This window comes from Deinococcus apachensis DSM 19763 (assembly GCF_000381345.1).
In the GTDB taxonomy this organism is placed as follows: Bacteria; Deinococcota; Deinococci; order Deinococcales; family Deinococcaceae; genus Deinococcus; species Deinococcus apachensis.
The window spans coordinates 78,732-101,990 of the sequence record NZ_KB906407.1 but is presented as its reverse complement, the minus strand read 5'-3'; the positions used below and the strand labels follow the sequence as shown (position 1 = coordinate 101,990).

General features: G+C 68.6%; 23 protein-coding genes. 9 read left to right on the top strand and 14 right to left on the bottom strand.

Translation table 11 applies throughout. The features are described from left to right. Positions 1 to 4: 4 nt before the first annotated feature. A complete protein-coding gene (locus tag F784_RS0114555; protein WP_019587462.1) occupies positions 5 to 1,012 on the bottom strand; it encodes a phosphotransferase enzyme family protein in 1,008 nt (335 codons plus the stop codon). 193 nt (positions 1,013 to 1,205) lie between these two features. Here F784_RS0114555 and rpoZ point away from each other — a divergent pair, with 193 nt between their 5' ends. Both rpoZ and F784_RS0114545 read left to right on the top strand, forming a co-directional pair. Continuing rightward, complete coding sequence (gene rpoZ / locus F784_RS0114550) at positions 1,206 to 1,505, top strand: DNA-directed RNA polymerase subunit omega (protein ID WP_026332496.1); 300 nt, start codon at positions 1,206 to 1,208, stop codon at positions 1,503 to 1,505. A gap of 72 nt (positions 1,506 to 1,577) precedes the next feature. Beyond that, positions 1,578 to 2,825: a cation:proton antiporter gene (locus tag F784_RS0114545; RefSeq protein ID WP_019587460.1), complete on the top strand. Its 1,248-nt coding sequence runs from the start codon at positions 1,578 to 1,580 to the stop codon at positions 2,823 to 2,825. A 6-nt stretch (positions 2,826 to 2,831) separates the two neighbouring features. Here F784_RS0114545 and F784_RS0114540 read toward each other — a convergent pair whose 3' ends face one another. Further along, a complete protein-coding gene (locus tag F784_RS0114540) occupies positions 2,832 to 4,613 on the bottom strand; it encodes an N-acetylmuramoyl-L-alanine amidase family protein (protein ID WP_026332495.1) in 1,782 nt (593 codons plus the stop codon). A 204-nt stretch (positions 4,614 to 4,817) separates the two neighbouring features. Here F784_RS0114540 and dnaE point away from each other — a divergent pair, with 204 nt between their 5' ends. From dnaE to F784_RS27840, 3 genes are read left to right on the top strand one after another with little or no spacing between them, the layout of a single operon-like run. Continuing rightward, a complete protein-coding gene (dnaE, locus tag F784_RS0114535; protein WP_019587458.1) occupies positions 4,818 to 8,798 on the top strand; it encodes a DNA polymerase III subunit alpha in 3,981 nt (1,326 codons plus the stop codon). A gap of 50 nt (positions 8,799 to 8,848) precedes the next feature. Further along, positions 8,849 to 9,064, top strand: a complete 216-nt coding sequence (locus F784_RS27845; RefSeq protein ID WP_019587457.1) for an AbrB/MazE/SpoVT family DNA-binding domain-containing protein — start codon at positions 8,849 to 8,851, stop codon at positions 9,062 to 9,064. Positions 9,065 to 9,090: 26 nt separating this feature from the next. Continuing rightward, a complete protein-coding gene (locus F784_RS27840) occupies positions 9,091 to 9,348 on the top strand; it encodes a hypothetical protein (protein WP_425387116.1) in 258 nt (85 codons plus the stop codon). A gap of 123 nt (positions 9,349 to 9,471) precedes the next feature. Here F784_RS27840 and F784_RS26265 read toward each other — a convergent pair whose 3' ends face one another. From F784_RS26265 to F784_RS0114490, 7 genes are all read right to left on the bottom strand, one after another. Next, the gene (locus F784_RS26265; RefSeq protein ID WP_157465272.1) at positions 9,472 to 9,657 is read right to left on the bottom strand and encodes a hypothetical protein; all 186 of its coding nucleotides are present in this window, start codon (positions 9,655 to 9,657) and stop codon (positions 9,472 to 9,474) included. A gap of 106 nt (positions 9,658 to 9,763) precedes the next feature. Beyond that, the gene (locus tag F784_RS0114515) at positions 9,764 to 10,843 is read right to left on the bottom strand and encodes a PilT/PilU family type 4a pilus ATPase (protein WP_019587455.1); all 1,080 of its coding nucleotides are present in this window, start codon (positions 10,841 to 10,843) and stop codon (positions 9,764 to 9,766) included. Between the two features lie 103 nt (positions 10,844 to 10,946). After that, positions 10,947 to 11,405: a DUF488 domain-containing protein gene (locus F784_RS0114510; protein ID WP_019587454.1), complete on the bottom strand. Its 459-nt coding sequence runs from the start codon at positions 11,403 to 11,405 to the stop codon at positions 10,947 to 10,949. 19 nt (positions 11,406 to 11,424) lie between these two features. After that, the gene (locus F784_RS0114505; RefSeq protein WP_019587453.1) at positions 11,425 to 12,009 is read right to left on the bottom strand and encodes a DinB family protein; all 585 of its coding nucleotides are present in this window, start codon (positions 12,007 to 12,009) and stop codon (positions 11,425 to 11,427) included. 75 nt (positions 12,010 to 12,084) lie between these two features. Next, positions 12,085 to 12,969, bottom strand: a complete 885-nt coding sequence (locus F784_RS0114500) for an acyltransferase (protein ID WP_040383266.1) — start codon at positions 12,967 to 12,969, stop codon at positions 12,085 to 12,087. A gap of 146 nt (positions 12,970 to 13,115) precedes the next feature. Further along, positions 13,116 to 13,547, bottom strand: a complete 432-nt coding sequence (locus F784_RS0114495) for an isochorismatase family protein (RefSeq protein ID WP_019587451.1) — start codon at positions 13,545 to 13,547, stop codon at positions 13,116 to 13,118. Between the two features lie 23 nt (positions 13,548 to 13,570). Further along, positions 13,571 to 14,356: an enoyl-ACP reductase FabI gene (locus F784_RS0114490; RefSeq protein ID WP_019587450.1), complete on the bottom strand. Its 786-nt coding sequence runs from the start codon at positions 14,354 to 14,356 to the stop codon at positions 13,571 to 13,573. A gap of 103 nt (positions 14,357 to 14,459) precedes the next feature. Here F784_RS0114490 and pgeF point away from each other — a divergent pair, with 103 nt between their 5' ends. The 4 genes from pgeF to F784_RS0114470 all read left to right on the top strand — a co-directional run bounded on the left by pgeF (position 14,460) and on the right by F784_RS0114470 (position 19,761). Further along, positions 14,460 to 15,212 carry a peptidoglycan editing factor PgeF gene (pgeF, locus tag F784_RS0114485; RefSeq protein WP_019587449.1) on the top strand — a complete coding sequence of 251 codons (753 nt, stop codon included), beginning with the start codon at positions 14,460 to 14,462 and terminating at the stop codon, positions 15,210 to 15,212. Further along, entirely contained in the window at positions 15,209 to 15,709 is a 501-nt protein-coding gene (locus F784_RS0114480) for a YqeG family HAD IIIA-type phosphatase (protein WP_026332494.1), read from the top strand. Before pgeF ends, F784_RS0114480 begins: the two co-directional genes overlap by 4 nt. A gap of 84 nt (positions 15,710 to 15,793) precedes the next feature. Beyond that, complete coding sequence (locus tag F784_RS0114475; RefSeq protein WP_019587447.1) at positions 15,794 to 18,469, top strand: type II/IV secretion system protein; 2,676 nt, start codon at positions 15,794 to 15,796, stop codon at positions 18,467 to 18,469. 68 nt (positions 18,470 to 18,537) lie between these two features. Then, the gene (locus F784_RS0114470) at positions 18,538 to 19,761 is read left to right on the top strand and encodes a type IV pilus twitching motility protein PilT (RefSeq protein ID WP_019587446.1); all 1,224 of its coding nucleotides are present in this window, start codon (positions 18,538 to 18,540) and stop codon (positions 19,759 to 19,761) included. Positions 19,762 to 20,007: 246 nt separating this feature from the next. Here the strand turns inward: F784_RS0114470 and F784_RS0114465 are convergent, their stop codons facing one another. The 5 genes from F784_RS0114465 to F784_RS26630 are packed head-to-tail and all read right to left on the bottom strand — an operon-like array spanning position 20,008 to position 23,227. After that, on the bottom strand, positions 20,008 to 21,363 hold the full coding sequence (locus F784_RS0114465) for a DUF4403 family protein (RefSeq protein WP_019587445.1): 1,356 nt from the start codon (positions 21,361 to 21,363) through the stop codon (positions 20,008 to 20,010). 55 nt (positions 21,364 to 21,418) lie between these two features. Beyond that, positions 21,419 to 21,628, bottom strand: a complete 210-nt coding sequence (locus F784_RS0114460; RefSeq protein ID WP_019587444.1) for a hypothetical protein — start codon at positions 21,626 to 21,628, stop codon at positions 21,419 to 21,421. Continuing rightward, positions 21,568 to 22,071 (bottom strand): hypothetical protein, encoded by a 504-nt coding sequence (locus tag F784_RS0114455; protein ID WP_157465271.1) that lies wholly within the window; start codon positions 22,069 to 22,071, stop codon positions 21,568 to 21,570. Before F784_RS0114455 ends, F784_RS0114460 begins: the two co-directional genes overlap by 61 nt. Continuing rightward, on the bottom strand, positions 22,068 to 22,916 hold the full coding sequence (locus F784_RS24655; RefSeq protein ID WP_019587442.1) for an FAD:protein FMN transferase: 849 nt from the start codon (positions 22,914 to 22,916) through the stop codon (positions 22,068 to 22,070). Before F784_RS24655 ends, F784_RS0114455 begins: the two co-directional genes overlap by 4 nt. Then, positions 22,916 to 23,227 (bottom strand): hypothetical protein, encoded by a 312-nt coding sequence (locus tag F784_RS26630; protein ID WP_019587441.1) that lies wholly within the window; start codon positions 23,225 to 23,227, stop codon positions 22,916 to 22,918. The genes F784_RS24655 and F784_RS26630 overlap by 1 nt, the downstream gene beginning before the upstream one ends. Positions 23,228 to 23,259 lie beyond the last annotated feature (32 nt).

The following is a 23,259-nucleotide window of genomic DNA, read 5'->3' as shown; positions in this document are numbered from 1 at the left end:
GGGGTCAGCGGCTCGCCGTCACCACGGCCCCCGCCCCCAGAAACTCCAGGTAGGGCACGTCCTCCAGGATGTTGCGGCGGTAGGTCGCCAGCATCTGCTCCTGCGCCTCCGAGAGCCGGGCCAGGTCCCACTTGCGCTGAATCAGCAGGTAGAGGTCCACCTCGCGCAGCTTGAGCAGGGTGGGGACGAGGGCGAGGTCGGTGTCGTCGAGTGGGCGCACCTCCCGGTAACCGGCGAGCAGGTGGGTCCAGAGGTGCGCGCCCAGCGTCTCCCGGTCCCCCGCCCCCCACACGCCGTAGTACAGCGCCATCGCCAGGTCGTTCACGTAGAAGTTGTGCCCGCAGTCGTCGAAGTCGAAGAGGGTGATCCGCTCGCCCTGAAGCAGGAAATTCCCGGGGTGCGCGTCATTGTGGACCAGCCCGAAACGGCCCGGCGTGGTGGGTTGGGCCGCCAGTTCCTCAACAAGGGCATCGAAGCGGGGCAGGATGCCGGGGTCGAGGGGCACGGGCAACTCCGCCGCCACCTCGTGTCGGTCGCGGATGTAAGGGTCGTCCTGCCAGGTGGGGCGGCCCCCCGGGTCCTCCGGTTGATATACCTGCGTCCTCTCGTGGAGTTCGGCGAGCAGGCGGCCCCAGGCTCGGATTTGTCCCGGGGTGAGTTCGGCGGGTTTGGCCCGTTCCCCTTCTGCCCGCACAAAGGCCGTCGAGAAGTACAACCCGCCCTCCCCATCCGGCCAGACACCGAGTAGGTCACCCTCTGTATCCGGGACCGGTGCGGCGACGCTCACGCCTCCCCCGGCCAGAAAGCTCAGCCAGTGCAGCTCGGCCCTGATCTGCCGCTCGCTCCGGTGGCTGCTGTGAACCAGGCGCAGCACCCGCTCTCCCTGCGGGCTGGAAAAGGCGTACACGTGGTTCTCAAAGCTGCCGAGGTCGGTCAAGGCTTCGGGCGTGTGACCGTAGCGGGCGGCCACCTGGGTGAGCACTTTGGGGCTGGGGAGAGGATTGCCGAGCATGGCCGGCAGCCTAGGGGGTGGGCCGGGGCGGGGCATCGGCCAAACGCACTAGGGGGCCGGAGATGTGCCCTGGTCCGTTGGCAGGTCCCGGCCCCACGGGGTAGACTGAACGGCTGAAACGCGCCGGACACTGGCGCGAGGAGACGCCCGGCGTGCCTCCCTGTGGGGGCGCCGGATGGAAAGGGGTTCCACCATGGCCGAAAAGGACATCGACAAGTTGCTCTCCCTGACCGACAGCAAGTACCGCCTGTCGGTCGTTACCGCCAAACGTGCGCTGCAACTGCGCTCGGGGGCGCCCAGCGTCCTGCCCGTCGAGCAGCGCGTCCGCACCCGCAACCTCGTCACCCAGGCGATGCGCGAGCTGGCGACGGGCAAGCTCACCGTGGGCACCGAGCTGATGGACGAGGGCCGCTTCCACCAGGATTATGTGCGCCAGAAGCAGGCGCAGCTCCAGGCCCAGCTCAACGCCGAGCGCGAGCGCGAACGCGACTGAGGGGTGATTCGGAGGAGGCGGGCCAATTCGGTCCGCCTCTTTCGTTCTGTGGGGGCGGCTAGAGTGGGCGGGATGCTGACCGCCTTTGCCGTCCTGCTGTGCGTGACCGCCGTGCTGGCGTACCTCAACGAGCGCTTCCTGCACTTTCCCACTACCGTCGGCGTGACGCTGGCCGGGGCGGTGGCAAGCATCGGCCTGATCACGCTCGACGCCCTGGGGGTGCCCGGTCTGCGCGGATGGGCGTCGGGCGTGCTGGAGACGCTCAACTTCACCGAGTTCGTTCTGAACGGCATCCTGAGCCTGCTGCTCTTCGCGGGGGCGCTCAGCCTGAACGCGGGGCAGATGCTGCGGCAGCGGGTCAGCATCCTCACCCTGGCGCTGCTCAGCACCCTCCTGAGCACGTTCCTGATCGGCTTCGCAGCCTACTTCGTGTTCGCGCTCGTGGGGCTGAACGTGCCGCTGATGTGGGCCTTGCTGTTCGGGGCGCTGATCAGCCCGACCGACCCGGTCGCCGTGCTCGACCTGCTGAAAAGGGCGCAGGTGCCCGCCCGCATTGAGACGCTGATCGCGGGCGAGAGCCTCTTTAACGACGGGGTGGGCGTGGTGATCTTTCTGGTCCTCGCGGGCCTGGCGGGGGTCGGCGAGCACCACGCGGCCCCCGGCCTCATGGGCGCCCTGACCCTCTTCGGGCGGGAGGCGCTGGGTGGCATGCTCTTCGGCGCCCTGCTGGGCGGTCTGGGATACGTCATGCTGCGGACCATCGAGCAGCACGCGGTCGAGGTGCTGCTCACGCTCGCGCTGGTGGTGGGCGGATACGTGGCAGCGGCGGCGCTGGGTCTCAGCGGGCCGCTGGCGATGGTCGTCGCCGGGCTGGTGATCTCCGCGACCAAGGACACTGCCTTTGGGCAGGAAACCCGCGAACACGTGGAGGGCTTCTGGGAAACCATCGACCAGGTCCTCAACATCCTGCTGTTCGCCTTTATCGGGCTGGACGTACTGCTGACCGAAACCTCCGGGCGCCAGGTCCTCGCCAGCGTCCTCCTGATCGGCGTGGCGCTCGCCGCCCGCTGGATCAGCGTCGCGCTGCCCTTCGCGCTCGTGCGGGCACGCGAGGGGTACGGCGCCTATACCGTGCGGCTGCTGACCTGGGGCGGCCTGCGCGGCGGCATCGCCATCAGCCTCGCGCTCGGCCTGCCGGAGAGCCCCTACCGCCCCCACCTCGTCACGGCCACCTACGCCGTCGTGCTGTTCACCATCGCGGTGCAGGGCCTCACGATCATGCCGCTGGTCCACCGGGCGAGCGCGGCAGTCCGCGAGTAGGGAAGGCTACTTCGCCCCCAGGACCGCCCCACTCGCCGTAGTGCCGGTCATCAGCGCCTCGCGGATGCCCTGCGCGATGCCCAGCGCCACCCGGTCGAGGTAGTTGGTGTCCTTGAGGTTCAGGCCGTCGACCGGGTGGCTGGTGTAGCCGATCTCGATTAGGGCGGCCGGAATGCGGCTGTTGCGGAGCACGGCGAGCGAGCGGCCACTCTTCAGGCCCTGCGGGAAGGCGCCCGTCACGGACACGACGTTCTTCTCGATCAGGGCCGCGAAGTTGCTCGACAGCGGGTGGTTGGGGTTCCACCACGTCTCCACCCCGTAGCCGCGCAGGGCGTTTTGCGGGGGCATCGCGTTCACGTGGATGCTCAGGAAGAGCTGGGTGCCCGGGGTCCCCATCGCCGCGCGCATGTTGAGGTCGGAGGCCTTGCTGGGATGCAGCTCCCGGTCGCTGTCGCGCGTGAGCACCACGTCCACGCCCGCCGCCCGCAGCAGGTCGCGCACCCGCAACGCCACGTCGAGCGTGACCTGTTTCTCGACGATGGAGCCGACCGCCCCCGGATCATGCCCGCCATGCCCGGGGTCAATCACCACGCGCGGCTGCGCCATCGTGGCGAAAGAGGCGAGGAGGGCCGTGCCGCGCAGGGTCTGGAGGGGCGGCACCGCGGCCACCACCTGCTCGCGCGGGGCCAGCGGCGTGAGGTCGGCCAGGGCGGGCGAGAAGTCGATGGCGAGCCGCGAGCGGTCACTCCCCTCCAGCGGCGGCACGAGCTGGGCGCGCCACCCGCTGCGGCCCGTGAGCGGCGTGCCGGTCAGCAGCGTCACGTTGACGCCCCCGGCGGTGGGCTCGTAGCGCCAGGCCCGCACCTCCGGGCTGACATTCTGCCCGGCCAGGGCCGCCGCCGACACGCCCGTCAGCTCCACCCGCAGCGCCACCCCCGTGGGCACCAGGCGGTACGAGGCCCCGGGCGGCAGGTCGAGCACCACCCGCGTCATGCCGGGGTTCTTGCCCACACGCGGCGCACCCAGGGGGGCGCCCGTCTGTGCCGCCCCCTGGGCCTGCCCGGCGAGCGCGCTGGGCTTCTCGGTGTCGTGGTTAGGCAGGGCCGGGGCGGGCGGCGGCAGGCTGCCGCGGGGGGGTGGGGGCACCGCGTCGCCGGGGGGCAACTGGTCGGCCAGGACCGTGTTCACGGGGGCGGTCAGCGCCAGGGTCGCGGCGGGGGTACTCGCGGGGACCGAGGTGTGAACCAGCGCCCGCAGGGAGGGACTCGCCCCGCCCGCCAGCGTCGGCCCGAATTCCAGGATCAGCACCCGCGTGCCCGCCGCCACCGTCGCCTCGCTCGCCCGCCAGCCGTCGGTCAGGGACAGCGGAAAGGGGGTGACCAGCGTGACCTGCCCCCCCCCGGCGCGGTACTCGCTGACGCTCGCACCCAGCGGCGCACTCACGGCGGGCAGCACCCGCGCCCCCTGCACGTCCAGCCGCAACCCCCCGAAGGTCGGCGCCAGAGTGTAGTTCACCCCGGGCGGCAGGTCGAACACCACCCGCGTCTGGCTGCCGTCGCTGCTGGTCCGCGGATTGCCGAAGGTCGCCCCCGCCGCACTCGCCGGGTTGCTGACCGCGGGCGCCTTCGCGGTCACCGCTGGGGAAGACGTGGCGGGGGGCGTGTTCCGAAGATTGGGGGCGACCTGAGCCGGGGCGATGCGCTGAAAGGGGTCAGTCTGCGCCCCAGCCCAGGACCCCGTCACACCGCAAAGCAATGAAGATGAGAGCAAGATGGCACGCGGCTTCATGGACTTCCATACTGTACAACTTTAGAGTGAGAAGCGCACGGTTTGACTCATGGATTTGCCGAAGAGCGTTTAAAAAGAGAGAAAGTTAACAAAACAGTTCTTATTCATGTACAGGGTGCCCTTCGTGATTGGTAAGACGGGGTATTTGCTGCCCGTCCACTTCGTCTCACCGTCGGGGTCCGGTCCCCGCCCTATCCTCTGGCTATGACCGCCGCTGACTCGACCGCTCCTCATATCCACCTGCCGGACGGCTCCTGCTGCGGCCCCAGGAAATTCGCGCACCTGCACCAGCACACCCAGTACAGCCTCCTGGACGGCGCGGCCAAGCTCAAGGACCTCCTGAAGTGGGTCAAGGAGGTCACGCCCACCGACCCCGCCTGCGCGATGACGGACCACGGCAACATGCACGGCGCGGTCCACTTCTATAACTACGCGACGGGGATGGGCGTCAAGCCGATCCTGGGGTACGAGGCCTACGTCGTTCCCGGTTTCGGCACCCGGCGCGACAAGAAGCCTGGTGTCAGTGGGGAGAAGGGCATCTTCCACCTCACCCTGCTTGCTCGTGACTTCGAGGGGTACCAGAACCTCTGCCGCCTGAGTTCGCGCGGCTACACCGAGGGGTACTACTACAAGCCCCGCATCGACCACGAGTTGCTTCAGGAGCACCACAAGGGCGTGATCGCCTTCTCCGGCTGTCTGGGCTCGGAGGTGCAGCAACTCCTGCTTCAGGGCCGTGAGGACGAGGCGCGCGAGCGGCTGCTGTGGTACCAGAGGCTCTTCGGCGAGAACTACTTCATCGAGATTCAGGACCATGGCCTGTCCGAGCAGCGGAAGAACAATCCCATCCTGAAGGCATGGGCACAGGAACTCGGCATCGGCCTGGTCGCCACGAACGACGGCCACTACGTCAAGAAGACGGACGCGACCGCCCACGAGACGCTGCTCGCCATCCAGACCAAGGCCACCCTGGCCGACGAGAACCGCTTCAAGTTCCCCTGCGACGAGTTCTATGTAAAGGGCCTGGATGAGATGCAAAGCGCCCTCCCCGTCAGCGAGTGGGGCGAGGAGCCCTTCGACAACACGGCCCACATCGCCTCCATCTGCAACGTCGAGCTGCCGGTGGGCAAGAAGCGCGTCTACCAGATGCCCGCCCTGCCCATCCCGGAAGGCCGCACGATGGCCGAGGAACTGCGGGTGCAGACGTACCGGGGCACGGTGAAGCGGTATCCAGCACACGCGACGGAGGGGTTGCTGCGCGACTATGCCCAACGTTCGCTCGAGGCACTAGGGGCGGAGGACAAGGCCCGCGTCCTCGCCCGCGTGGACGGCTGCGACGCCCGGACCTGCGATCTCGAAACCCTGTTCACCCTCCTCGCTTTCATGGGTTCGGAATGGGAGGCGCGCGGCAAGGCGGCGGGGGAGAAGTACACGAAGTACCCCGCGCTGGAAGTCATGGAGGCGGAGGCCGAGGCGGGCCAGCTTCCCGCCTACGCCCACGAGGACTGCCGCAAGGCCAGGCAGAAGGACAGTGACACGGCCATCGAACTCGATCCCGGGGCCGACGACGGGGAGACGACGAAAGCCCATCACACCCACGCCCTCGTCATCCTGCGCCGCGCCGAGTACGAGCTCTCGGTCATCAACAACATGGGCTTCCCCGACTATTTCCTCATCGTCGCCGACTACATCAACTGGGCGAAGGATCAGGGCATCAGCGTGGGGCCGGGGCGCGGCTCGGGCGCGGGGTCGCTCGTCGCCTACGCCATCCGCATCACCAACCTCGACCCTCTGGAGTTCGAGCTGCTGTTCGAGCGCTTCCTCAACCCCGACCGCATCTCCATGCCTGACTTCGACATCGACTTCAACGACGCGCGGCGCGGTGAGGTCATCCAGTACGTGCAGGGGAAGTACGGCGACGACAGGGTCGCCCAGATCGCCACCTTCGGGACGATGGCCTCCAAGGCGTGCCTCAAGGATGTGGCGCGCGTGATGGGGTTGGAATACGCCAAGGTGGACAAGGTTTCCAAGCTCATCCCCATCAAGTTCGGCAAGTCGTACTCGCTGGAGCAGGCGCGCGAGTCGGTGCCCGACATCCAGCAGATGCTGGAGGAGGACGGGCAGCTCAAGGAGGCCTACGAGTTCGCGCAGAAGCTGGAGGGCCTGACCCGCCACGCCTCCGTCCACGCGGCGGGCGTCGTGATCGGCCGGGACCAGCTCACCGACCTCGTGCCCGTGATGCGCGACACGTCCGGCGAGGGCATGGTCTGCCAGTACGACATGAAGGCCGTGGAGGACATCGGCCTGATCAAGATGGATTTTCTGGGGTTGCGGACCCTGTCCTTCCTCGACGAGGCCAAGCGCATCATGCGCGAGTCGCGCGGTATCGAGATCGACTTCGACGCCATCCCCTTCGACGACGAGAAGACCTTCGAGCTGCTTTCGCGCGGCGACAACAAGGGCGTGTTCCAGCTCGAAGGAGCGGGCATCGCCGACGCCTCCCGCCGCCTCAAGCCCCGGCGCCTCGCGGACATCATCGCCCTCTCGGCGCTCTACCGCCCCGGCCCGATGGAGAACATTCCCACCTACGTCCGCCGTCACCACGGGGTCGAGGAGGTCGATTACGTCAAGGACGGTTTCCCGCAGTCGGCGCAGTGGCTGGAAAAGATTCTGGCCGAGACGTACGGCATTCCCGTCTACCAGGAGCAGATCATGCAGATCGCTTCGGAGGTCGCGGGATTTAGCCTGGGTGGAGCCGATCTGCTGCGCCGTGCAATGGGTAAAAAAGACGCGGAGGAGATGAAGCGTCAGCGGCAGATCTTTGTGGACGGGGCCGAGAAGAATGGGGTGCCGAAGGACGAGGGGAACCGCCTCTTCGACCTGCTGGACGCTTTTGCCAACTACGGCTTCAACAAGAGTCACAGTGCCGCATATGGTGTCATTACCTATCAAACAGCCTGGTTGAAAGCGAATTACCCTGTTGAATTCATGGCGGCTCTTCTGACCGTGGAGCGCCGCGACTCCGACAAAGTTGCCGAGTACGTTTCCGACGCCCGCAAGATGGACGTGCGGGTGCTGTCGCCCGATATCAACCGCTCCGCCGCCGACTTCGCGGTGCAGGGCGAGGAAATCCTCTTCGGGTTGTATGCGATCAAGGGGCTGGGCGAGGCGGCGGTCCAGAAAATTCTGGAAGAGCGCGAGCGTGGGGGGGGCTTCAAGTCCCTCGCGGACTTCTGCTCCCGGCTGGGGAACAAGGTCTGCAACCGCAAGGCGATGGAAAGCCTGATCAAGTCAGGCGCTTTCGACCGCTTCGGCGAGCGCAGGCAACTCACCGAGAGCCTGGAAGAGGCGATGGGCTGGGCACAGGGCGCAGCGGCGATGGCGAACAGCGGCATGGACGCCCTCTTCGGCATGAGCGAGACGGCGCCCGAGCCGAAGCTTCGCAGCGGCATTGAGCCCTACACCGACCTTCAGCGCCTCGCCATCGAGAAGGAATCACTGGGGCTCTACATCTCCGGCCACCCGCTGGAGCAGCACGAGGGCCTGCGCGAGGCGGCCAGTTGCCGCATCTCGGACCTCGACACTTGGTTCACCACCCAGAATGTCGCGCCCGGCAAGCGGGTGAAGGCTGTGCTGGCGGGCATGATCGAGAGCGTCGTCAAGAAACCCACCAAGTCGGGCGGCATGATGGCGCGCTTCATCCTCGCCGACGAGTCGGGGCAGACGGAACTCGTCGCCTTCTCCCGCGCCTACGACCGCATTCAGGAGAAGCTGATCAACGACACGCCCGCTCTGGTGATCGTCGAACTCGAATCGGAGGACGGCGGCCTGCGCGCCATCGCCGAGGAGGTCGTCACCATCGAGCAACTGGGTGAGGTGCCCAAGGTCATGTACGTGACCATCGACCTGGAGACGGCCAGCCCCGACGCGGTGGGCGAGTTCCAGAGCGTGCTGGACGAACACGCCGGGTCCATGCCCACCTACCTGCGGCTGGAGACGCCCGAGCAGTTCGTCCTCTACCAGCTCGACCACAACATGGGCAGCCCTGGCGCCATCCGCGTCCTGAACGAGACCTTTCCCTGGGCCGACGCCTACCTCGCCTACGACCAGGGCACCATCCTCAGCCGCTTCGCGCCCAAGCCGCCCGCGTGGATGAATAAGCAGGGGGGACGGGGGATGCAGGCGTGACAGGTAGTCGCCGTTCCCCAGAAAAGCTCTAATTGAGTTGGAGTCTTGACATGCGTAAGCGGCTAACCACAGTTGGGAAATCCTGTGCCGTCATCCTTCCCAAGGAGCTACTGGAGCTGTACGGCTTCACAGAGGAGGTTGAGATTGAGCCAGCGGAAGGCGGCCTGATGCTGCGGCCTGCTCGGAAGGGACTGGGTTTCGAGCAGGCTGCCGACCAGGTATTTGAGGAGCGGGACGAGCTGTTGAGGCGGCTCAGGCAGGCGTGACCGTTTATCTGTCTCCACAGCAGGTGATGACGCTGCATGATCGGGCGTTGGCGAGGTACGGAGGGTCACCCGGTTTGCGCGATGCGGGCGCCCTCTCGTCGGCTCTCGCTCAACCCGCTATGGAGGCATTTGGGGTGGGACTCTATCCGTCTTTGGTGGAGAAGGCCGCCGCTGTTCTTCCTCGCCCGCAGCTATGCTGTTGTGGACAGCAACAGGCGGACAGCGTTAACCTGCGCCAACACCTTCCTCCTCGTCAACGGCGCAAGGCTCATCGCCCCCGATGACCTGCTCTTCGACCTTATTCTGGAGACGGCGTGGGGCGATCTACCGGATGCGCGTGCGGTAGCGGAACGACTTGCGCCCTTCGTGCAACAGGACTGACAGAAGAGGGCGCCCCCGCCCTTTCCCTACCCCTCCGCCCCGCCCGCCAGCGGGTTTCTTCCTAGCGCCGCCACCACCATCACCACCACCGCGAAACCCCCGATCAGTACTTTCTGAACCGGCTTGCCGTAAGCGAAGGCGAAGAACCCCACCATCAGCCCGACAAAGCCCGCCACCAGCCGCTCCTCGGGTTTCATCTGCGTTGTCTTCATAGTGGCATTGCACTCGTCAGGAAGCGCGACAATGCCGCCCCCGCTCACTCTGTGGAGGCCCGCTCAAGGGAAGGCCAAGGGGAGGCGGGGGCGAAAACTGTTCCCATTACGCGAACTGGCGCTTCATCAGGCTCAGCTTGAGTTCGTGGGGGCTGGTGGCCGACTGGAGGGCGTCCTCCTCGGTCATTAGGCCGTCCTCGACGAGCTGGGCGAGGTGCTGGTCGAAGGTGTGCATGCCGCTCATGCCGCCCTCCTGAAGCGCCTGCTTGATCTCCTCGGTGCGGTTCTGGTCCTTGATGCACTCGCGGACGGTGGGGGTGCCCAGCATGATCTCCATGCCCAGCACGCGGCCCCCGCCCTTGCGCGGCAGGAGGCGCTGGCTGACCACGCCGACGATGCTCTCCGAAAGACCCAGGCGAATCTGGTCGCGCTCGTGCGGGGCGAAGAAGTCGATGATGCGGTTCACGGTGCGGATGGCGTCCTGGGTGTGCAGGGTCGAGAAGACGAGGTGCCCGGTCTGCGCGGCGGAGAGGGCGGCCTCGACCGTCTCCTTGTCCCGCATCTCGCCGATCAGGATCACGTCGGGGTCCTGACGCATGGCGGCGCGCAGCCCGGCTGCGAAACTCAGGGTATCCCCGCCCAGTTCGCGCTGGGAGATCATGGCCGTCTTGTCCGAGTGCAGCACCTCGATGGGGTCTTCCAGCGTCACGATGTTGACCGGGCTGTTGGCATTGATGTGGTCGATCATCGACGCGAGCGTCGTCGTCTTGCCCGAGCCGGTGGGGCCAGTCACGAGGATCAGGCCGCGCTCGTGGGAGGTCAGTGCCTCGAAGGTGTCAGCGGGCAGCCCGAGGTCGGCAAAGCTGGGGATGGCCTTGTCCTCGATCACACGCATGATCAGGCCCACGGTGCCGCGCTGGTAGTAGGCGTTCACCCGGAAGCGGGCGACTCCCGGCACCCCATAGGCGAAGTCGGCGTCGCGGCGGGTTCGAAATTCGTCCCACAGGCCGGGGCGGTTCATCATCTCCCGCGCGAATTCCTCGACGTGCTCGGGGCGCAGCCGGTCGTTGCCGAAACGCACGATGTCCCCGTTCACCCGCGCCGCCGGGGCGCTGCCCGCCCGCAGGTGAATATCGCTCGCTCCCGACTTGACCATGACGCCCAGCAGGGCCTGTAAGACGCTCATCACCGCCTAATCTAAAGAGAGGCCTCTTACAAGTTTGCTGCGCTCGGGAGGATTTTTGTCAGAGGTCGGGTGCATGCTGCGCGGTCTGCTCAAACCCTGAAGATCAGCGCCCGGTCGGCACATGCAGATGCTCGACCTCGCCCACCATTCCAAGGGTCTGGAGGCGCCGGGCGATCAGGGAGCGGTGGCAGGTGCCGGGGTCGGCCTCGTAGCACAGCAGGCAGACCCGCTCCCGCGCCGCCAACTCACCAAGCTGCTCCAGCGCCTCCCCCTGCGTGGCGAGGTGGGCGTTATACCCCCGTTCCAGCAGTCCGAAGTCGTGGCTCAGACGGTACTCCTTGCGGAGGCTGGGCGGTGTGCCGAGTGGGCGCAGATGCAGGTAGCCGATGCCGCGTTCCCCCAGTGCCAGGCCCAATGCCGTCTTGCTGTAGCCCTGGCGGCGGCTCTGGGCACGCTCGCGGGTATCCACCAGCAGGGTGACGCCGTGCTGGGCCAGCGTGTCGAGAAAGGCGACGAGGTCCGCGCCCTCGTAGCCGATAGTGGAAAGGGGAGAGGACGTCATGGGCGGGAGGGCCGGAGCCTTACTCCCCCAGCGCCTTCAGTTCCTTCGCGCCGCGCAGCCGCCGACTTTCCAGGTCCGCGTGCTGGGTCAGGTAGCGCAGCCAGGCCTTGGGGGTGAGCGGCCCCAGCCCGTTGTGCTCCACCGTGCAGTCCTCCTGCGGGGGCGCGGCGTGAAGCTGCCGGGCAAGGTCCACCGTCTGGGCGCGGGTCTGCGAGAGGAGGTCCTGAAGCTCGCGCAGCGAGGCCCCCGCCCCCGGCTTGTAGGGATGGTGCTCGTCGCGCTCGAACTCGCGCTGACCCAGCGCCACCCGCAGCCGGTTTTGCCCCCACCGCTCGATCCCGATGATGTGGGTCAGCGTGGCCCGGTTCGGGTCCGTGTCGGCGGCCCGCTCGGCCCGCTGGGCGAGGAGGACGCCGCCGCGCTCCAGCCCCTGCGCCAGGTCGGTGTAGCTCATGCGGCCCGCAGGCCTTTCCAGCACCTGCGCGACAAAGAAGTCCTTCACGTCGTCCTTGCGGTTGCGCGCCATGTAGGCGGCCCCGGCGGCCACGCCGACGGTGGCGACCGTCACCACGGCGGGCACGAACACCTTGCTGCGCTTGGTCATGAACTCAGTCTAAACATTTTCGCCCGGGTACTGGGCCTGGGTCACCCATCTGGGGTGCCGCTCAGCCGTGCCCGCTCACCCCTCGCCCATCTCCTCTAGCGTCGGCTTGCGCGTCTGGTTGGGAGTGGGGTCGGGGAAGTTGGGGTTCGCCTTGCGGCCCTGGTCGTGGGGGTGGTTGCGCGCGTCCACGTCGTAGTCCTGTGGGGGGCGCAGCTTGTAGCGCGTGACCTTGGCGGGAATGCCCATCGCTATGCCGTGGGGTGGAATGTCGCCGCGCAGCAGGGCGTGGGTGGCGAGCATTCCGTCGTCGCTGATGATGCTTCCGGCCAGCACCGTCGAGTGGTAGGTGATCCGCGCACCCCGCCCGATGACCGTGCGGCGCAGGGTCACGTCGGGGCCGTCGAGCACCGAATGGGTGTGGCTGTAGATGTTCACGTAATCACTGACCGAGGCGTTGTCGCGCAGCTCAATGCCGCCGATGTCGTCGAGCAGCACGTAACGGTGGACAACCACGTCGTTCCCAACCTCCATGTTGTAACCGACTGAGAACTCCACGTTCTGCCAGCACTTGAAGTTGCGCCCCACCCGCTTGAAAATCCGCTCGGCAAGCAGGCGCCGCACCGGAATCCCGGTCACCGGGTTCTGCCCGATCGGCGTCAGGTCGAGGTTCTTCCATAGCCACAGCAGTGGTTTGACCGGGGCGAACTTCTCGGGGTCGGTCGCCATGTAATACTCGGCCTCAAAGGTCACGTTGCGCGCGTCGAGGTTCAGGGCGGCGAGCGGCGCGTCGGCCAGCAGTTGCCCGTATTCGCGTCCGTACATCGTCTGCGCCAGCACCTCACGTGCCAGAACATTGCGGTCGGTCGCGGGGTCCGCCAGGCGGGCCTCCAGATCACGCAGAAACTCGTTGTACGCGGCTTGCGCGTCCCCGTCGATGCTCACCGGCTTCAGCCACGTCACGCCCGCCACTGTAGCGCGCCCGCGCCCCCTGCCATAGAGTTTAAAGCAGTTTCCAAATGGTTCTGGGGCTGCCCACCGTTCGGCAGGGCGAACAACGGCGTGCCAGACGGTGGAGGTGGCCCGCTGTGGTCCCTAGACAGGATGCCTCAATCCGCAGGCAGCGATTCGGGCAGGGCCTCCAGCACTCGTACCTCGTAGCCCAGCGCGCGGGCGGTTCTCGCTGTGGCGGGCAACTCCTCCGTTTCGGGCAGCGCCAGCAGGTGCAGTTCGCGGACAGCGTGACCGTGCAGTTCCGCGTTCAGCCCAGTCCCTGCGAAGGCATCCGGCACCCTGGCCCGGATCAGCAGGTCGTTCGACTCAGGCCGGAAGTCAGGGTGGTGGACCCACCCCCGGGAGTATGTTTCGCCTGGCGTGCCCTCCTCGCCGTCCCACTGCACGTGGACGATGAGGTGCCCCGCCTCCCGTGCCGCCTGGACCCGCGCCTGCCATACCCGTGACAGCGCCTGTTCCGCCGGATGTTCCTCCAGGTGGTGCCTCTGGGCAGTGAGCAGCACGAGTGCGACGGGCGTGAGGGTCATGGGGGAGAGAATACCGGGTCTCGTCACTCCACCTTCATGCTCATGATGCTCGCCCCGGCGTCCACGTACACCGTCTGCCCGGTCACGCCGCTGCCGAGGTCCGAGAGCAGGAAGAGGGCCAGCTTGCCGACCTCCTCAGGGGTGGCGTTGCGGCCCAGGGGGGCACTCGCGGCGGCCTTCTCGTACATCGTGCCGAAGCCGGGAATCGAGCGGGCGGCGATGGTCCGCATCGGCCCGGCGCTGATGGTGTTCACCCGCACGCCCGCCGCGCCGAGTTCGGAGGCGAGGTAGCGGGTGGCGGCCTCCAGCGCCGCCTTTGCCACGCCCATGACGTTGTACTTGGGCACGACCTGCTGCGAAGCGTGGTAGGTCAGGCTGACGATGCTCCCGCCGGGGCGCAGCAGCGGTTCGGCGTGCCGGGCGGTCGAGACGAGGGTATAGGCGCTGACATTCAGGGCCGTATTCCAGTCGGCTTCCGTCGTGTCGAGAAAGCGCCCATCCATTGCCGTGCGCGGGGCGAAGGCGATGGAATGGACGAGGATATCCAGCCCCCCGAACTCCTCCCGCACCCGGCCGAAGAGCGCCGTCAGGTCCTCCTCGCTCGTCGCGTCGGCCTGCTGGGACCACACACCCTCCCGGCCCGCGAGGAGCTTGTCGAGTTCGGGCTTGAGCCGCTCGCCCTGGTAGGAAAAGCCCACCCGGCACCCGGCAGCCAGGAGCTGCTCGGCGATGGCCCAGCCGAGGCTGCGGGCGTTGGCGACGCCCATCACCAGGGCGGTCTTGCCGGAAAGGTCCACGGAAACGGTCATGGGCGTGACTGTAGCAATGCGGCGGGGCCCCATGTTGAAGCGGGTGCAAAAGGAAGGAGGCGCCCCCCCCGCCGGGGGATTGACCGTCAGAATACCGTGAGAGATGCCGAGCGATACTGCTTTCCTGATGCTGCTGCGCTCCCCCGTGCTGCCCGTCCCGCACGCGTTCACCACGCGCGCCGGGGGGGTGTCGGTGGGCGCCTACGAGGGCCTGAACCTCGACGACCGCGAGGACGACCCCCGGGCTGTTCTGGAGAACCGCCGCCGGGTGGCGGAGAGCCTGGGCTTCGATTCAGCGCGGGTAGCCCGTTTGAATCAGGTCCACGGCACCGAGGTGCTTGAAGCGCGCCCGGGCGTGCAGGAGGGGGACGCCCTCGTGACCCGCGAGCCGGGCCTGCTCCTCGCCATCGGGACGGCGGACTGCTACCCGGTCCTCCTCGCCGACTTGAAAGCGGGGGTGGTCGGGGCGGCGCACGCAGGCTGGCGCGGCACGCTGGGCCGAATTGCGGCGCGGACCGTGGAGGCGATGGTGCAGCGGGGGGCGAACCCGGCGAACATCCGCGTGGCAGTAGGGCCCGGCATCTGCGGCGAGCGGTACGCGGTGGGGCCGGATGTGGCGCGGCAGTTTCAGGCGGCGGGGCTGGGCGAATTCGTGCTGGAGGTCGGGAACGCAGTACATCTCGACCTCGCCGGAGCGAACCGGGCGGTGCTGCTGGCGGCGGGCGTGCGGCCCGAGAACCTCTGGGTCAGCGGGCGGTGCTCGACCGAGCCCGACTTCTACTCGTACCGCCGCGACGCGGGGCGAACCGGGCGGATGTGGGCCGTGATCGGGCTGCCGACGGGGGGCCGGGCGTGAGTCTGCTTCGCCCCGACGACGTGATCGGCCACGTCCACGACATCACCCCCGAGTTCCTGGCGGGTCGGAGCCTGCGTGGCCTGCTCCTGGACCTCGACAACACGCTGATCCCCTACGGCAGCTACGAGGAGCGGGCGGACGTGATGCGTTGGGCCGCCGAGCTGCGCCGGGTGGGCATCCGGCTGTACCTGCTCAGCAACGCGCGGGGACGGCGTGCCCGCTTCTGGGTGGACAAACTGGGGTTCGAGGGGGTGGGCATGGCGGGGAAACCCAACCCCCGGGCCTTTCACCGGGCGCTGGGGGTGCTGGGCCTCCCGGCGCGGCAGGTGGGCATGGTGGGCGATCAGGTGTTCACCGACGTGCTGGGCGGCAACCTGGCGGGGATGCACACGATCCTGGTGCGGCCCCTGATGGGCAATGCCCTGCCGCACACCCGGGTCGCCCGCAAACTCGAACGCGCGGTACTCAAACGGTATGGACACGACTGGAAGGTCTGAGGTGAGGGGCAAGCGATGAAGGGCACGAACAGGGAGACGGGCAGATGACGGACAAGCGGAGAACAGCGAAATGGAGGGGCAGCCTTGGCACTCTCTCTCGGTGACCGGCGCCTGGGAGCGATCCTGCTCGAACAGGGGTACGTGAACGACACGGACCTGCAAAAGGCCTTGGTGCGGCACTCGGAGGTCGGCGGGCGGCTGGCCGACATCCTGATCGACTCCGGGCAGGTGGGTGAGAAGCGCATCGCCCGCGCCATTGAGGAGGCGCTGGGGATTCCGCTGGTGAACCTGCTGGTGGTCACGCCCGAGCCGGAGGCGATCGCGGCGGTCCGCCCGCAGACGGCGCAGGCAGTGCAGGCCTTCCCCTTCGCGCTGGAGGGGCAGACGCTGCGGGTGGCGCTGGTGGACCCCCTGAGCAGCCTGGCGCTGGAGGCGCTGGAGGACGACAGCGGGTTGATGATCGAGCCCTGCCAGGCGCTGCGCGACCAGGTGCTGTGGTCCATCGCCACCCACTACCCGGAACTCGGCCTGACTCCCGCGCTGCCCGCCGACGCGGTCGGGGGTCCCAAGGACGGCGGGCGGCTGGGGCGGCTGCTGATCGCCCGGGGGTTGATCTCGGACGCGCAGCTTCAGGTCGCGCTCGACGCGCAGCAGCAGACCGGGGAGCTGCTGGGCAACACCCTCCTCGCCCAGCGGGTGATCAGCGAGGACCAGCTCTACGAGACGCTGGCCGAGCAGGCGAGCGTGCGCTACCTGCCCAGCCCGCGCGACTTTCGCCCCAGCGAGGACGTGCTGGGCAGCCTGCTGCGCGCCGACGCGCTCAAGCTTTCCGCCGTGCCCGTGGACGAGAGCGCGCAGGGGGTCACGGTCGTCGCTTCCGACCCCCGCCGCCGGGAGGAGATCGAGGCGCTGATCGGGCGGCCCGTGAACCTGATCCTCACCAAGCCCAGCGAGGTCGAGGCGCTGATCGAGCGGCATTACCCCCAGCGCGGCCGCCTGGGCGAGCAGATGGTGCAGCAGGGCAGCCTGTCGCGCGCTCAGCTGCGTGAGGCACTTCAGGTCCAGGCCCGCGGCGGCAAGGTCAAGCCGCTCGGCGAGGTCATCCTGGAGCTGGGCTTCGCAGGGGCCGAGGAGATCGACGCCGCCCTGCAAAAGCAGAACGCGGGCGGGGGCCGCCTGGAAGACACCCTGGTGCAGTCGGGCAAGATCAGCCCGGAGATGCTGGCGCGCTCGCTCGCCGCGCAGCTCGGCTACGAGTACCTCGATCCGGCGCAGAACCCGCCCGACCCCCAGGTCGCGCTGATGATCCCCGAGGCCACGGCGCGGCGCTACGCGGTCGTGCCCATGCGGCTCCAGGGGCCGTCCCTGGTCGTCGCCATGAAGGACCCGCGCAACGTGTTCGCGCTCGACGACCTCAAGCTCATCACCGGGCGCGACATCCTACCCGCCGTGATGGCGGAAAAGGACATCGTCCGCCTGATCGAGCGCTACTTCGGCAACCGCGACATGGCGGACCTGAACCAGAAACTGGTCAAGGAAAGCAACGAGCGCAACGCCAAGAAGCAGGACGACCTCGACGTTTCGGCGGGCCTGGACGACAACGCCGTTGTGCGGGTGGTGGACAACCTGATCCGTGAGGCGGCCCTTCAGGAGGCGTCCGACATCCACATCGAGCCCACCGCGACCTCCGTGCGCGTGCGTTACCGGGTGGACGGGCAACTGCGCGAGCAGCCCGAACTCCCCCGGGGGAGTGCCCAGAGCATCCTGGCGCGCATCAAGATCATGGGGAACCTCGACATCGCCGAGCGCCGCCTGCCGCAGGACGGCCGCGTGCGCTTCAAGAAGGGCTCCATCGACATCGACCTGCGCCTCTCGACCCTGCCCACCGTGTACGGCGAGAAGGCGGTGATGCGCCTCCTGCAAAAGGCCGAGAACATCCCCGAGATCGAGCAGCTCGGCTTCTCCCCGCACAACTTCCAGCGTTACCTGGACGTGACCGACCGCCCCAACGGCATCTTCCTGATTACCGGGCCGACGGGGTCGGGCAAGTCCTTCACCTCCTTTTCCACCCTCAAGCGTATCGCCCGGCCTGAGAAGAACACGACGACCATCGAGGACCCCATCGAGTACGAGATTCCGGGCATCGTGCAGTCGCAGGTGAACACGGCGGCGGGGATGACCTTCGCGCGGGCGCTGCGGGCCTTCCTGCGCCAGGACCCCGACATCATCTTCGTGGGCGAGATCCGCGACACCGAGACCGCCAAGATCGCCACCGAGGCCGCGCTGACGGGCCACCTGGTGCTGGCGACCCTGCACACGAACGACGCGCCGGGCGCGATCACCCGCATGGAGGAGATGGGTGTGGAGCACTTCAACATCTCCGCGGCGGTGGCGGGGGTGCTCGCGCAGCGCCTGGTGCGCCGGGTCTGCACCGAGTGTAGGCAGCCCACGAACGCCGACCCCGACGTGCTGCGCCGTCTGGGCCTGGGCGAGGACGAGGTGCGGGGCGCCCAGCTGATGCGCGGAGCGGGCTGCCCCCGCTGCGGCGGAACCGGCTACAAGGGCCGCATGGGCATCCACGAACTCATGGTCATCGACGACCCCCTGCGCCGCGCCATCGGGGCTGGGCAGACGGCCTCCGAGATCCGCGACGTGGCCCTGCGCGAGAGCGGGATGCGAACCCTTCGCCAGGACGGCATCGAGAAGGCCCTTCAGGGGCTCACCACCCTGGAGGAGGTGCTGGCGGTCACGAGCAGCTAGCCGCCAGCGATCAAGCCCTTTTCCGACTGATCACTCACCATCATCCTCTTTCCCCCCGAGGTTATCCCATGCCCCAGCCCGCCCCCGACATCACCGATATCCTGCGCCTGGCCGTCGAGAAGGGTGCGTCCGACATCATCCTGACTGTCGGGCTGCCCCCTCAGATCAAGATTCACGGCACCTACGAGTCGCCGGGCTTTGCCGAACTCGCCGCGACCGACACCCGCAAGCTGATGTACTCGATGATGAACGAGCGCCAGCAGCGCACCTTCGAGGAGAAGCGGGAACTGGACTTCTCCTTCGCGCTGGGAGAAAAGGCCCGCTTCCGCGTGAACGCCTTCATGCAGCGCGGGTTCGTGGGCGGCGTGCTGCGCCTGATCCCCACGACGATCCGCAGCGCGCAGGAGATGGGGTTGCCGCAGCAGGTCATTGACATCGCCACCTCGCCGCGCGGGCTGGTCCTCGTCACCGGTCCCACCGGCTCGGGCAAGAGCACCACGCTCGCCGCGATGATCGACCACATCAACTCGACCCGGAAGCTGCACATCGTGACCATCGAGGACCCCATCGAGTTCATGCACTTCCACAAGCAGAGCGTGGTGAACCAGCGCGAGATCGGGGCCGACACCCTGAGCTTCCAGGACGCCCTGCGTGCCTCCCTGCGTCAGGCCCCCGACGTGATCTTGGTGGGTGAGATGCGCGACTACGAGACCATCCGCGCCGCCGTCACCGCCGCCGAGACCGGGCACCTCGTGATGGGCACCCTGCACACGAACTCGGCCCCCGAGTCCATCGACCGCATCGTGGACGTGTTCCCCGAAGAGCAGCAGGAGCAGATTCGGGTCCAGCTCGCCAACAACCTCGTCGCGGTGATGACCCAGCAGCTCCTGCCCCGCGCCGATGGGCCGGGCCGCGTCCTGGCCTACGAACTGCTGATCGCCAACCCCGCCGTCCGGGCGCTGATCCGCGAGGGCAAGACCTACCAGATCGTGTCTACCATGCAGACGAGCGCGCGGGAGGGCATGGTCACGATGGACGCCTTCCTCGCCAACCTGTACCGCCGCCGCGTGATCTCCTACGACACGGGCGTGGCGCGGGCGGTGGACCCCAAGGAGTTCGCCCGCCTCGCCAACGACGCCAGTGCGGGCACCGGGGGCGCGAGCTATGCGCCGCCTCCTGCCGCCGCGGCCCAGTCGCCCCAGCCCCAGGGCGTTGGACGCGGCGGGGACCTGGGACGTACGTCCACGGGCTCGACGAGTGTGGGTGGAAACACGTCCTTTGGGCGTCGTTGAGGGCGTAGGGGAGAGGGCGGCACACGGCGAGGTTGTGTGCCGCTTTTCCCTGTTGAAGAGTTCGGTACGTTCTGCGGGGTGTCGGGATTCGGCCGCGCCGCAGAGCGTGCCCGTTCATTTGCGGAGCTGTACCAGTCCCAGCCTCCCTCCTCAAGGAGGAGGAGCACAAGATTCCGTCTCAGCGCGGACTCTCGGAACTTGGCTATTCGGAGGTCACCAGGACGCCTCCGACCAGTGCTGTTCCCCTCACCTGATTTTCTCCACCTCCACCTTTGCCCGCAGCTCCCCGCTCACCGCCGCCGTGACGATCAGGGCGTCGGGCGTGACATTGAGAGCGGTCAGCCGGAGCGGGCCGACCGTTCCCGCCAGTTCCACCCCGGGGGCGGGCGTGAAGGGCAGCCGGGACTGCATCTGCCTTTGGGCCTCGGCCAACCGTCCAGCAAGATCGAAGCGGGCGGCCCGGGCGAGGTAGGCCTGCGCGCGGGCGTCGGCCAGCCAGCCGATCACGCGCCCCGTCAGCCCCTCGCGGCGGGTACTCACCGTCACGCCGCTCAGGGTGAGAACTCGGCCCGAGGGGTCGAGCGTTGGCGTGCCCGTCACGTCCGAGGTCGCGCGCACGCTCAGGCCGAGAGGCCCGGAGATGGTGACAGTGATAGCGGCGTTCAGCTTTCCTCCCCGGGGCTTCACGGCCACGTCCGTCACACGCAGGGTGGGGGAGAGGGGCACGGGCAGCGTCAGGGGACGCTCGGTGGCCGCGCGGGTGGCCGCCTTCGAGAGTTCGGGGTACGGCAGGCGCACGGGCACGCTCAGGTCCACACCCGGGGAAGAGGGCGCGGCGACCTTCAGGGCGGGAAGGGGCACCGGAGCCTGTGTGGGTGCGCGGCCCAGGCCCGCCGACAGGTCGAACGCCGCCCCCACCGTCAGCCCCAGCGCCTCTGGAGTGAAGCGGAAGGGGCTGACGGTCAGGCCGCGGGGCGTCACCCGGGCGTAGGCGGGGTCGGGGGTGGGGAGCGTCCAGGGTTGCTGTGCCCGCGCCCACAGGGTTCCGGCCCGTGCCCGCAGGTCGGCCCCCTCGCGCACCGCCCGCGCCACCTCCGCCGCCACCCGGTCGAGCTGGGCGCGCACCTGACTGTCTACCAGGGCCTGCACACTCACTGGGACGCCCGGCTTGAGTTCCAGGCTGAGGGGGTCGGTCCAGGTCGCCTCCCCGGTCACCTGCGCCCCCGCCTCCCACTCGGGGGTGACGAAGGGCCGGACCTTCAGGCTCACGGTCGCGGCGCCACCGAAATCCCGCGTCAGGAACGCCCCCAGCCCCGTCGGAGCGGCCCGGAAGCTCGCGCGGATGGGCACGCTCACGATCAGGGCGTCCCCCTCGGGGGCGGGCTTCACGCTGACGTGCCCGGTGCGGGTGACCGTCCCGGTGAGCTTCACGCTCAGCAGGCCGCCCAGGAAGTCCCGCGTCTCGTCCAGGCGGGCGAACTCGGCAGGCACCCGGGCGTTCGCGGCCTCCTGCACCCCGGTCAGCGGCACCCGGAGTGGCAGCGTGACGGTCGAGAGGGCGGTAGCGGGACCGGTCATGAGGGCAGTCAACAGGGTGGGCATGAGAAGGCGTCGCATGGGGTGGGGAGCAGGCTAAGGTCGGAGGGTGAGGGCTGCCCTACGCGCGCCGCCGGGCACGTTCGTCCAGCAGGCGCAGGCCGAAGGTGAAGAGCACCGCCGCCACGCTCACCCCGTACAGCCCCCCGAGGTGATCGCTGCCCGCCCCCATCCCGTGCAGGGTCAGGAGGACAAATGCGGGGTAGGCCGTCAGGTGCAGCCCCTTCCAGACCTGGGGGGACAGCCGGGGCCGCAGTCGGGTGCTGACCACGACGAGGAGCAGGCCGTACCCCCCCAGCGTGCCCAGCGCGACCGGGAGGGGTGGACGGTGCTCGCCCCGGGGATCAGCACCGCCGTCAGCCGCTGCGGATACTGCGCGTCCACCGTGAGCAGCAACCCGTGCAGCCCACCCAGGGCGAGTGCGAAGCCCGAGGCCACGCCGTGCCACCCGCCCTGCTGCGCCCGGGTGAGCCAGCGGGGGGCCGAGCGGCTGCCCAGCAGGGCACCTGTGGCGGTCGTGAGCGCCAGCAGCAGGTACGCGGCGGTGCCGGTCGCCCGGTTCAGCGTCCAGGCCAGGGTCTGCGGCCCCATACCCAGCCAGCACAGGACGTAGGCCGCGGAGAAGGCGAACAGGAGCGCGGCGGTGATCAGGGTGTTGCGTGGGTCGTCGAGCAGGGCATTCTCCCGGACGGGTCCTCCGGTGCGGGGCGTCACGCGGCCCACCTCCCCCAGGTCTGCCCCTCCCATGTCCACGTCGCGCCGCTCGCCTCGTAGGCCAGCAGCCGCGCTCCCGGCTGGGCCGCCAGGTGTTCCTCCAGCACCTCATCGGCACCGAGCAGGGCCAGCTTGGCGAGCGTCTCGGCGGTTCGCACGTCCCCCGTGACGGCGGTGACCTGGACGAAGCGGGTGTGGGCTGGGGCGCCTGTGTGCGGGTCGATCAGGTGGTGTCCCCCCGGCCAGGCCCGGCGGAGGACACTGCTCGTCGCCACGCCATGCTCGCCCCGGGGCAGCTCCACGAAGGCGGGCGTGCCCGTGGGCGTCTCGATCCCCACGGTCCCGGGACGGTCCAGCCTCAGGTGCAGGTCCCCCCCGGCGTCCACCAGCCCGGGGCCGCGCAGCAGGCGGCCCGCCCGCCCGGCGATCCAGCCCTTGGCCGTGCCGCCGAGGTCAAGGCGCACGCCCGGTGGGAGGCGGATGATCTCGTCACGGACCACGATGCCCGCCGTGTCCGGGACCAGCACCGCGTCCCCGCCCCGCCCGTCTCCCGGCCCCTGCCTGTACCCGGCGACTTCCAGTGCGGGGAGGACGGTCGGCGTGACCCACCCCCGTGTCTCCTGAGCGACCGTCAGGGCGTGCCGCAGGGCCTCCACCAGTTCGGCGGGCGGGTCCCGCAGTTCCCCCGCCCCGTTCAGGCGGGTCAGCGGGGACGGCGTGAAGCGGGTGAGGAGCCGTTCCAGCCGCCGCACCTCGGCCAGCGCCTCGAAGGCCCCGGCTCCCCACGCCCGGACCTGAGTACCCAACGCCCGGATCGTGAGGTCGGGTCTATCGGGGGAGGGCATCACGACCCCCTCGTCCAGCCCTGCGGCGCCTGTGACGGCTGCCCACTGAAAGAAGGCCGGAAGTCCTGCTGATCCCCCGGCGGGTATGGGGAGTCGGGCGCGGTCCACCCGTTCCCACCGAAGTCGCCATTGCCCGCCGCCCACTGGTCCTGCGCGGCGTCTGCCGAAGTGGAAGCCACGCTCTGCGAGGATGCGGCGGCCCTGGGCGTGAGCCAGTACACGGTCAGGCCGCCCACCAGGCTCCCGGTCAGGAGCAGCAGCCGACCTGTGGCCCGCCGGGCGTCGAAGCGTCGGGAAGGAGAGTTCGTCATACGCCATCCTGTTCCCCACCAGTTAAACGGCG

Coding starts and splice junctions, on each gene's coding strand:
- F784_RS0114555 (WP_019587462.1), bottom strand. CDS start 1,012: ATGCTCGGCAATCCTCTCCCCAGCCCCAAAGTGCTCACCCAGGTGGCC.
- rpoZ (WP_026332496.1), top strand. CDS start 1,206: ATGGCCGAAAAGGACATCGACAAGTTGCTCTCCCTGACCGACAGCAAG.
- F784_RS0114545 (WP_019587460.1), top strand. CDS start 1,578: ATGCTGACCGCCTTTGCCGTCCTGCTGTGCGTGACCGCCGTGCTGGCG.
- F784_RS0114540 (WP_026332495.1), bottom strand. CDS start 4,613: ATGAAGCCGCGTGCCATCTTGCTCTCATCTTCATTGCTTTGCGGTGTG.
- dnaE (WP_019587458.1), top strand. CDS start 4,818: ATGACCGCCGCTGACTCGACCGCTCCTCATATCCACCTGCCGGACGGC.
- F784_RS27845 (WP_019587457.1), top strand. CDS start 8,849: ATGCGTAAGCGGCTAACCACAGTTGGGAAATCCTGTGCCGTCATCCTT.
- F784_RS27840 (WP_425387116.1), top strand. CDS start 9,091: ATGACGCTGCATGATCGGGCGTTGGCGAGGTACGGAGGGTCACCCGGT.
- F784_RS26265 (WP_157465272.1), bottom strand. CDS start 9,657: ATGAAGACAACGCAGATGAAACCCGAGGAGCGGCTGGTGGCGGGCTTT.
- F784_RS0114515 (WP_019587455.1), bottom strand. CDS start 10,843: ATGAGCGTCTTACAGGCCCTGCTGGGCGTCATGGTCAAGTCGGGAGCG.
- F784_RS0114510 (WP_019587454.1), bottom strand. CDS start 11,405: ATGACGTCCTCTCCCCTTTCCACTATCGGCTACGAGGGCGCGGACCTC.
- F784_RS0114505 (WP_019587453.1), bottom strand. CDS start 12,009: ATGACCAAGCGCAGCAAGGTGTTCGTGCCCGCCGTGGTGACGGTCGCC.
- F784_RS0114495 (WP_019587451.1), bottom strand. CDS start 13,547: ATGACCCTCACGCCCGTCGCACTCGTGCTGCTCACTGCCCAGAGGCAC.
- F784_RS0114490 (WP_019587450.1), bottom strand. CDS start 14,356: ATGACCGTTTCCGTGGACCTTTCCGGCAAGACCGCCCTGGTGATGGGC.
- pgeF (WP_019587449.1), top strand. CDS start 14,460: ATGCCGAGCGATACTGCTTTCCTGATGCTGCTGCGCTCCCCCGTGCTG.
- F784_RS0114470 (WP_019587446.1), top strand. CDS start 18,538: ATGCCCCAGCCCGCCCCCGACATCACCGATATCCTGCGCCTGGCCGTC.
- F784_RS0114465 (WP_019587445.1), bottom strand. CDS start 21,363: ATGCCCACCCTGTTGACTGCCCTCATGACCGGTCCCGCTACCGCCCTC.
- F784_RS24655 (WP_019587442.1), bottom strand. CDS start 22,916: ATGCCCTCCCCCGATAGACCCGACCTCACGATCCGGGCGTTGGGTACT.
- F784_RS26630 (WP_019587441.1), bottom strand. CDS start 23,227: ATGACGAACTCTCCTTCCCGACGCTTCGACGCCCGGCGGGCCACAGGT.